We start from the raw sequence: 8,626 nt of genomic DNA on the forward strand, positions 1-8,626 counted from the left end.
CTCGACGATCGGCGTGCCGCGCGTGGCGTCGAGGTATTTGACGAACTCCTTGAGTCCCTCCTCCGAGTAGAAGTGGTCCTCGCGGGTCTTGCCCTCCTCGTCGGGACGCTTGTCGTAGAGGTTCAGGCTGATGCCCTTGTTCAGGAACGCCAGCTCGCGCAGGCGGTTGGCCAGGATGTCGTATTTGTATTCCGTCGTGAGCGTGAAGATGCTCTCGTCGGGTTTGAACGTGATGGTGGTGCCGCGGTCGGAGCATTCGCCGATGACCTCGACCTGCGACGTGGGGGCGCCCTTGCTGTACGTCTGGCGGTATACCTTGCCGTCGCGGCTGCGGATCTCGGCGATCAGCAGTGTCGAAAGCGCGTTCACGCACGATACGCCCACGCCGTGCAGGCCGCCCGAAACCTTGTAGCTGCCTTTGTCGAACTTACCGCCCGCATGGAGCACCGTAAGCACGACTTCGAGTGCCGATTTGCCCTCCTTTTCGTGGTAGTCGGTCGGGATGCCGCGGCCGTTGTCGCGTACGGTGATGGAGTTGTCCTCGTTGATCGTCACGTCGATGTCGGTGCAATAGCCCGCCAGCGCCTCGTCGATCGAGTTGTCGACCACCTCGTAGACCAGATGGTGCAGACCCTTCTCACCTATGTCGCCGATATACATGGCGGGGCGCTTGCGCACCGCCTCAAGCCCTTCGAGAACCTGGATATTCGAAGCGGAATATTCTTCTTCTTGCTTTTTTACGTTTTCTAATTCGGTACTCATCTGTCGTCTTTAAAATATCGTACAAATATACGAAATATATCCCGAATAAACAATAGCCGCATGGCTTCCGCCAGACGATTTTTTGCATTTGCAGGACGTTTCGGAGGGCGTTGCGCCCGCATCGGGCAGGACGTGCCGCAACATCCCCCGGACGGGGCTGGGGCGTGCGGGATTCGCGGTCTGCTACCCGAGTTCCGCCTTGAGGTCGACCTCGCGGATATGCCCCTGCGCAAAGAGGATGGCGCGCGCAGGGTAGTTCTCGATCAGGGCGGTGTTGTGCGTGGACATGACCACGGCACAGCCGCGGCCGGCGATCTCCTGGAAAAGCTGCATGATGCCTTCGGCCGTCACGGGGTCGAGGTTGCCTGTCGGTTCGTCGGCCAGCAGCACCTGCGGGTTGTTCAGGATCGCGCGGGCGATGACCAGTCGCTGCTGCTCGCCCCCCGAGAGTTCGAACGGCATTTTGTAGCTTTTGGCCCCGAGGTCTACGAGCTTGAGCACCTGGTCGATCCGCTCCCGGATCTCGTCTTCGCGCTTCCATCCCGTGGCTTTCATCACGTAATAGAGGTTCATGAAGACGTTGCGGTCGGTGAGCAGCTGGTAGTCCTGGAATACGATACCGATCCGGCGGCGGAGGTGGGGGATGTCGCGGCGCCTGAGCCTGCGCAGGTCATAGCCTGCCACCCGCCCTTCGCCGGTGAGCAGCTGCACCTCGGCGTACAGGGTTTTGAGCAGGGTGCTCTTGCCGCTGCCGACGCGCCCGATCAGGTAAACGAATTCGCCCGGAGCCACGCACAGGTTCACATCCGACAGCACCATCTCGCCCCGGCGCATCAGCTTCTCGGCCGAGGTGCTGCCGAACGGGTTGTCCGCATGGTAGATGGCTGCGTTTTTCAGCCTTACGACATATTTTTCGCTCATAGGTTCTGGTCGCTGGAATTATTTTCCAAAGATAGTCAAAATATCCGTACGGGGATGTCGGCACGGCGAAAAAAACCGCCAAAACTGCTTCTGAAGGGATGTTTTGATCCTTCTCGACCGGAAATATATAACAAAAAAGCCCTTTGGGTTGCGCAAAAACAACCGTATAATTTGCATTTCCGCCCGAGGGTGCTTAAATTTGCACGATAGGCCGTGACGCCTCGGCCTGACAGTAAGCAAAAAATCTTTGAATGAAAGAAAACGAGATCCTGCGGGAGATTATGCGGGATGCCAAAATAGGTTGGTGGCAAGCCGACCGTAACCGCCGCGTGTTCCATATTTCGGAAGGGCTCCGCGACCTGCTGGGGGTCGCTTCGTGCGATGTGACTTACGAAGAGTTCGGGAAGATGATAACTCCGGCCTACCGGGAATATGCCCTCGCCTCGATCGGGGTGCGGGGCGGCGCCGAACGCCTCTACCCGCTGCAAGGCCCCGAGGGGGAGATATGGTGCTATTGGAAACTGTTGCGCGAAGAGGTTGCCGAAGACGGGGGGATGTTGCTGACGGGTTATTTCCGGGTGGTCGACCCGCCGTCCGAAGTGGTCAGGTCGGAGGAAAAACAACGGATCAACGACCTGCTGTTCCGTCTTAACAGCATTTCGCAAACGCTGCTTTCGCTGCTGAAAGTCGATGACCTGGATGCCGTCGTCGACGAAATCCTGGCCGACGTGCTGACCATGTTCGATGGCGGAAGGGCCTATATCATCGAATCCGACCCCGAACACCGTTTATATAATTGCACCTACGAAGTCACGGCCGAGAATGTCGCCGGGGAACAGGAGCTGGTAAGCGGTATTTCGATGGACGAGGTGCCCTGGTGGACGCAGCGCATCGCCAACGGCCAGCCCGTAATCATCTCTTCGCTCGACGAATTGCCCGACGAGGCTTTCCGCGAGCGCGAGGTGCTGGCCATGCAGGACATCAAGTCGCTGATCGCCGTGCCGCTCCTCTCGCGCGACAAGGTGTGGGGATATGCCGGCATCGACATCGTGAACCGGCCCCGGAGATGGACGGGCGAGGATTTCCAGTGGTTTTCGTCACTGATCAATATCATCAGCCTTTGTATCGAATTGCAGCGCTCCGAGCGCGAGGCGCAGTCCGAACGCAAGTACCTCCAGAGCCTCTATCACCACATGCCCCTGGGGTATGCCCAGCTGCGGGTCATCCGTGACGAGCAGGGGAAACCCGTCGACCTGCTGGTGCTGGATGCCAACTACACCGCCGACAAGATCATGGGGACTGCGCGCGAAACCTATATCGGCAGGCGTATCTCCGAACTGGGACTGGATATGGAGCAATATCTGAAAACTTTTACGGAGGTGCTCCGCAGCGACGGATTTATCGAGCGCGACTCCTTTTACGAGATCTCGAAACGCTGGATACATTCCATCCTCTATACGACCCGGTCGGACGAGGTCATCAGCCTCTTTTCCGACACTACGGAAATGCGCAATGCCCACGAGGCGTTGTTCAACAGCGAAAAAATGCTGCGCAATATTTTCGACAACGTCCAGGTCGGGGTGGAGCTTTATGACAAAGAGGGCTGCCTGGTCGACATCAACACCAAAAACCTCGACATCTTCGGCATCGCGGCGAAGGAGGATGTGCTGGGGATCAATTTTTTCGAGAACCCGATCGTGCCCGAGGAGATCCGCCGCAACGTGCGCAACGGGCAGGAGCAGTCCTTCAGGCTTGATTATCCTTTCGACCGGCTGGGCGGCTACTATCCCTCCCGCAAGAAAGGCAGCGTGCAGATATATACCAAGGTGACCATGCTGTACGACATGTACGGCGAACTGGTCAACTTCCTGGTGCTGAATATCGACAACACCGAGATCAACGAAGCCCACCACAGACTGGAGGAGTTCGAAAGTTCGTTCTCGCTGGTGAGCCGCTTCGGCAAGGTGGGGTACGCCCGCTTCGACCTGGTGACCCGCGACGGGTATGCCGTGCCGCAATGGTACCGCAACCTGGGCGAGGAGAGCGACACCCCCATGACGCAGGTGATCGGCGTCTACAACCATGTCAATCCCGAAGACCGGGAGGCCATATTCCGGGAAATCGGGCGGGTCAAGGCCAACGAGTCGAACGGCTTCACGCTCGACCTGCGGGTCGGGCTCCGCGACGGCAAGAGCGGGTGGACGCGCGTCAATGTGGTGCGCAACCCGCTGAATACCGACCCCTCGAAGATCGAAATGGTATGCGTCAATTTCGATGTCACGGAACTCAAGCAGACGGAGAAGAGCCTGATCGAAGCCAAGAACAAGGCCGAGGTCAGCGACCGCCTGAAATCGGCCTTCCTGGCCAATATGAGCCACGAGATACGTACGCCGCTCAATGCCATCGTGGGATTCTCGAACCTGCTGGCCGAAACCGACGATATCGCGGAGCGCCGCGAGTACATGCAGGTCGTCGAGGAGAATAACGACCTGTTGCTCAAATTGATATCCGATATCCTCGACCTTTCGAAGATCGAGGCCGGAACGTTCGAGTTCAATTACGGCATGCTCGACGTCAACCGCATGTGCGAGGAGGCGGTGCGTTCGCTGCGCCTCAAGGTGCAGGACAAGCCCGTCGAATTGCTTTTCGGCGACCATGAGGAGCAATGCCGCATCGTCGGGGACAAGAACCGGCTGTTGCAGGTCATCACCAATTTTATCAACAATGCGGTGAAATTCACCGAGCAAGGCTCCATCACGCTGGGCTACCGCCGGGAGGCCGGGGACTTGCTGTTCTACGTCGAGGATACGGGAAAAGGCATCTCCGAAGAGCATCTGCGCACTGTTTTCGACCGTTTCGTCAAACTCAACAGCTTTGCGCAGGGCACCGGGCTGGGGCTTTCGATCTCGAAGAGCATCGTCGAGCAGATGGGCGGGCATATCGGCGTCGAGTCGGAGGAAGGCCGGGGCTCCCGTTTCTGGTTCACCATACCTGCCGTGGCATGCAATGCCGGGCCGGACGATGAACCGTCCGTTGTGGCTGAGGCTCCGCATCCCGTTTCCCGTCAGGACGGGAAACTCCCGTTGCTGCTCGTGGCCGAGGATACCGACAGCAATTTCCTGTTGGTGTCGCTGATGTTCCGCAAGGAGTTCGACATCGTACGGGCCGTCAATGGCGAGGAGGCGGTGCGAATATGCCGGGAAATGAAACCTGCGGCCATCCTGATGGACATCAAGATGCCCGTGATGGACGGGCTCGAGGCTACGCGGCGGATCCGCGCGTTCGATCCCGTCGTGCCGATCGTCGCGGTCACGGCATTCGCCTACGACCGTGACCGGCAGAAAGCCCTCGCTGCCGGAGCCAACGAATATGTCGCCAAGCCGCTGAGCGGGGAGCATATCCGCCGCGTATTGGGGACATTGCTGGCGGGGGGATAACCGCGCCGCGCGTTACGGGCTTCGCCGATAGGGACGTGTCCGCCGTTTTCCGGGGGATCGCCCGCCGCGAAACAACGGCGGCGCTGTAGCAGCCCGGTAGGGAAACCTGTGCCGGGAAGGGTTACCGCGGTGGCCGCGTCCGTTCCTGCCCTGTTTCCGGAAAATCTGCCGATCCCCGATGTATTTCCTGCCCGAGGAGCGGTATTTGGAAAAAAAGTATTATTTTTGCACTGTTTCCATGAGGCTTTGTCCCGCGAAATTCTGGGGGTGCCCGGTTTTGACAGCAGGCAGAGTTTGATTGTAAGCACGCCGAGCGCTGTGTGGCGGCTCGTAAATCCCGACGCTCAAGATTCAAATGGCAATAACAGCTATGCACTCGCTGCATAATTTTCAAGGAAAATTAGCTTAATCGCCGGGCCCAAGGCGGCTTGGCGACGAGTATCCCGGGGAGTGGTTCCGCCCTTTAACCGCTTTCCATATGGGGTATCATCAATTCAGGGATAGTGCACCGGAGCGTCCCGGCCGGTGTGCGAAATTCAGGGACTGGGACTCGGGTTGGGTTGCCGCCTGCCAGGCCCGGGTAGAAGGATCAAACGGCGGCTAAGCGTGTAGAAAGCTTTCGGGTTCCCTGTTTGGACGCGGGTTCGACTCCCGCCACCTCCACGAATGTAAAACGCATCTGGTTTATTATTAACCAGATGCGTTTTCTTGTTGTATTATATCCTTTATTGCTTGCAGAACGGATGTCGGCGCAGCGGCCCTTCGCAATTCGTGGCGGACACTTTTATGCGACTCAAAACGTGGTTTCGGTCGTATGCCCTGCGGCCTGGTGGTGGCGATGGCCGGAATCCGGTCTGGCAGGCGTTCGTCGCCAAGAGCCGTCAGGGAATCCGGAAGAGCTTGCCTTCGGCGAAGGTAATCCACAGCGACCCGTCGGGTGCCTGCCGGAAATCGTTTCCTGCCGAATTGCAGCATTTCACACTCCACAGCAGCGTGCCGTCTTCGCGCACGGCGGCAACCTGCCCGAGCCTCCCGGCGACATAGACCACACCGTCGCGCACACAGGCCGGGCAGGAGTTGTATTCGTATCCCCATCCCAGATCGGTGCACCATGTTTCGCGGTAGGCGTCCGCCGAGGTGTCCACGGCCGCCAGCTCGCCGTCCATCGTCTTGTAATAGAATTGCCGTCCGTCGTCGCCGAGGCCCGTCGTTTCGCGTGCTTTACGGCTGTTGTCGCGCCATAGCTGCCGTCCGGTAGCCAGGTCGAGGCAGGTCACGGCCCGGTCGGGCGCCACGATGAAGACCTTGCCGCCGGCGATGCGGGGCACGACATGCCCCGGGGAGAGGAACACGCCGGGGTGGCCGTTGTTCCATTTCCAGAGGCATCTGCCCGTCGCGGCGTCGAGGCAATAAAGGTGCCTGTCCCACGCCCCGAATACCAGTTTTCCGTCCGCGAGCGTCGGGCGCCCCTGCGCCTGTCCCTGTCCGTAGTCGTAACGCCAGAGCAGTTTGCCGCTGCGCAGGTCTATGCGGCCGACGGAGCCGACGCCCAGCCCGATGTAGAGCGAGCTGCGGTCGACGAGCCCGTCGCCGACGACGGCCGTGGCGGTCGGCAGGTGCCACCTTCGGCGGCCTGTCCGGGCGTCGAAGGCCCATATCCCGCCCGAGGCGGCGCCGACAATCACCAGCCCGTCCGTGCAGAGCGGGGTGGTGTAGAGCGCGTCGGGAAACCTGTGCCGCCACACTTCGCGCCCCCGGCGTGTGTCGTACGCCCGCAATACGCCCTGTGAATTGCCGTAGTAAAGCATGTCGCCGCAGCATCCCGCACCCGTCAGTACCATGGCGCTGTCCTGCAGGACGTATTCCATGCGGCCTTCGTAGTCGGGTGCGGTGGGCGGCGGGTCGCAGGGCAGGGCGAGTATCTGCGGATCCCCCTCCAGGCATACCGTATGGCGGGTGCGTGCGGCATGTCCGAGCGGCTTTTCGCGGATGCGCACCGAGTCGGCGAAGAAATCGAGCAGGGTATATCCCGGCGCCTCGCCCGGCCTGCCGGCCAGTGCCCGGCCGGGTATGCCCGCGATGCCGTCGAAATTGCGCAGGTCGAGCCGGTGGTAGTGCCCGTAGAGCGAGGCGGTGATGCCCAGCCGTTTGAGCGTTGCGACCACCTCCTGCCTGTTGGTGAGGTCTTTGTTGAGCGGGTAGTGGCAGAGGCTTACGATCCGTTCGCCGGGGCGGGCCCCGGCGGCCTGCGCTCCGAGCCATGCGAGGTCTTCGGTGCGCACGACGCCGTCGGCCATTTTCATGTAGGGCCCGCAGTTGTAGCCCAGGAAAAGGTAGCCTCCCGCACGGTACGCGACGCGCCCGTCATGGCCGAATATGCAGCGGAACGTCGTGCATCCGCTCTCCGACCAGGTCGTTTCATGGTTGCCCATGACGGTGAACCACGGTTTTTCGAGCTGTGACATCAGCCCGTACACGTGCTCCAGTTCCTCGTCGCTGCCCGTGTTGGTGAGATCCCCGCCGAAGATGACCAGTTCGGCATCCGACGCGTTGGCTTCGGCGACGGCCACGCGGAAGAGCGAGTCCTGTGCATTGCCCGGCGTGACATGTATGTCGGTGAAAAAGACGACGTGCAGCGTATCGGCCGGGGAGGGGCGTGTTTGCGCCGCGGCGGTTCGGGTGTCCCGCCGCGCTGCGTGATCCGCCGTCGCGGAGGCTCCTGCCGCAGGCGCATGCACGGGAACGAGTGCCGACAGGCACCACGCCATGCCGAGGCTCAGCCGGAGGATTTGTTTTTTCATGGCCGTCGAGGTAAGTTTTAATGCGGTAAGGTACGAAATTCAGGGCAAAAAACATATCTTTGTGCCACTGAAAAATACAGACATATGGCTAAAAAGATCATGCTGCTCGGTTCGGGCGAACTGGGCAAGGAGTTCGTAATCGCGGCGCAGCGGCTGGGACAGACCGTCGTGGCGTGCGATTCCTATGCAGGCGCCCCTGCCATGCAGGTGGCCGACGCCTGCGAGGTGTTTTCGATGCTCGACGGCGATGCGCTCGCCGCCGCCGTGGCCCGGCACCGCCCCGACGTGATCGTCCCCGAAATCGAGGCGATCCGCACCGAACGCCTCTACGACTTCGAACGCGAGGGCATCCAGGTCGTGCCGAGCGCTCGCGCCGTCAATTTCACGATGAACCGCAAGGCCATCCGCGACCTTGCCGCCCGGGAGCTGGGGCTAAAGACCGCCCATTATTTCTACGCCACGTCGCTCGCCGAACTGGAGGAGGCTGCCGCCCGGATCGGGTTCCCGTGCGTGGTCAAGCCGCTGATGTCCTCCTCGGGCAAGGGGCAGTCGCGCGTCAGGAGTGCCGGCGAACTGGAGAGAGCCTGGCACTACGGCTGCGAAGGGTCGCGCGGCGATATCCGCGAGCTGATCATCGAGGAATTCATCCGCTTCGACAGCGAAATCACGCTGCTGACCGTCACGCAGAAGGACGGCCCGACGCTC

General features: G+C 60.5%; 5 protein-coding genes and 1 other RNA gene. 3 read left to right on the plus strand and 3 right to left on the minus strand.

Annotation, left to right across the window (positions count from 1 at the left end; all coding sequences use genetic code 11):
* Window positions 1–762 (minus strand): ATP-binding protein (locus QVP03_RS09080; protein WP_288210727.1); only part of this gene is annotated, 762 nt, incomplete at its 3' end.
* A 183-nt stretch (window positions 763–945) separates the two neighbouring features.
* Complete coding sequence (locus tag QVP03_RS09085; RefSeq protein ID WP_018696053.1) at window positions 946–1,683, minus strand: cell division ATP-binding protein FtsE; 738 nt, start codon at window positions 1,681–1,683, stop codon at window positions 946–948.
* A 251-nt stretch (window positions 1,684–1,934) separates the two neighbouring features.
* Here QVP03_RS09085 and QVP03_RS09090 point away from each other — a divergent pair, with 251 nt between their 5' ends.
* Together QVP03_RS09090 and ssrA are read left to right on the plus strand one after the other, a co-directional pair.
* Window positions 1,935–5,120 (plus strand): ATP-binding protein, encoded by a 3,186-nt coding sequence (locus QVP03_RS09090; protein ID WP_022333164.1) that lies wholly within the window; start codon window positions 1,935–1,937, stop codon window positions 5,118–5,120.
* Window positions 5,121–5,383: 263 nt separating this feature from the next.
* Window positions 5,384–5,786, plus strand: a transfer-messenger RNA (tmRNA) gene (gene ssrA, locus QVP03_RS09095).
* A 215-nt stretch (window positions 5,787–6,001) separates the two neighbouring features.
* Here ssrA and QVP03_RS09100 read toward each other — a convergent pair.
* A complete protein-coding gene (locus tag QVP03_RS09100) occupies window positions 6,002–7,921 on the minus strand; it encodes an outer membrane protein assembly factor BamB family protein (RefSeq protein ID WP_022333165.1) in 1,920 nt (639 codons plus the stop codon).
* Window positions 7,922–8,005: 84 nt separating this feature from the next.
* On the opposite strand from QVP03_RS09100, the gene QVP03_RS09105 reads away from it, so the two are divergent.
* Window positions 8,006–8,626, plus strand: a 621-nt coding sequence (locus tag QVP03_RS09105; RefSeq protein WP_288210728.1) for an ATP-grasp domain-containing protein, incomplete at its 3' end; no start/stop codon positions are given.

Origin of the sequence: Alistipes sp. CAG:29 (assembly GCF_000435435.1) — a bacterium.
GTDB lineage: Bacteria > Bacteroidota > Bacteroidia > Bacteroidales > Rikenellaceae > Alistipes > Alistipes onderdonkii.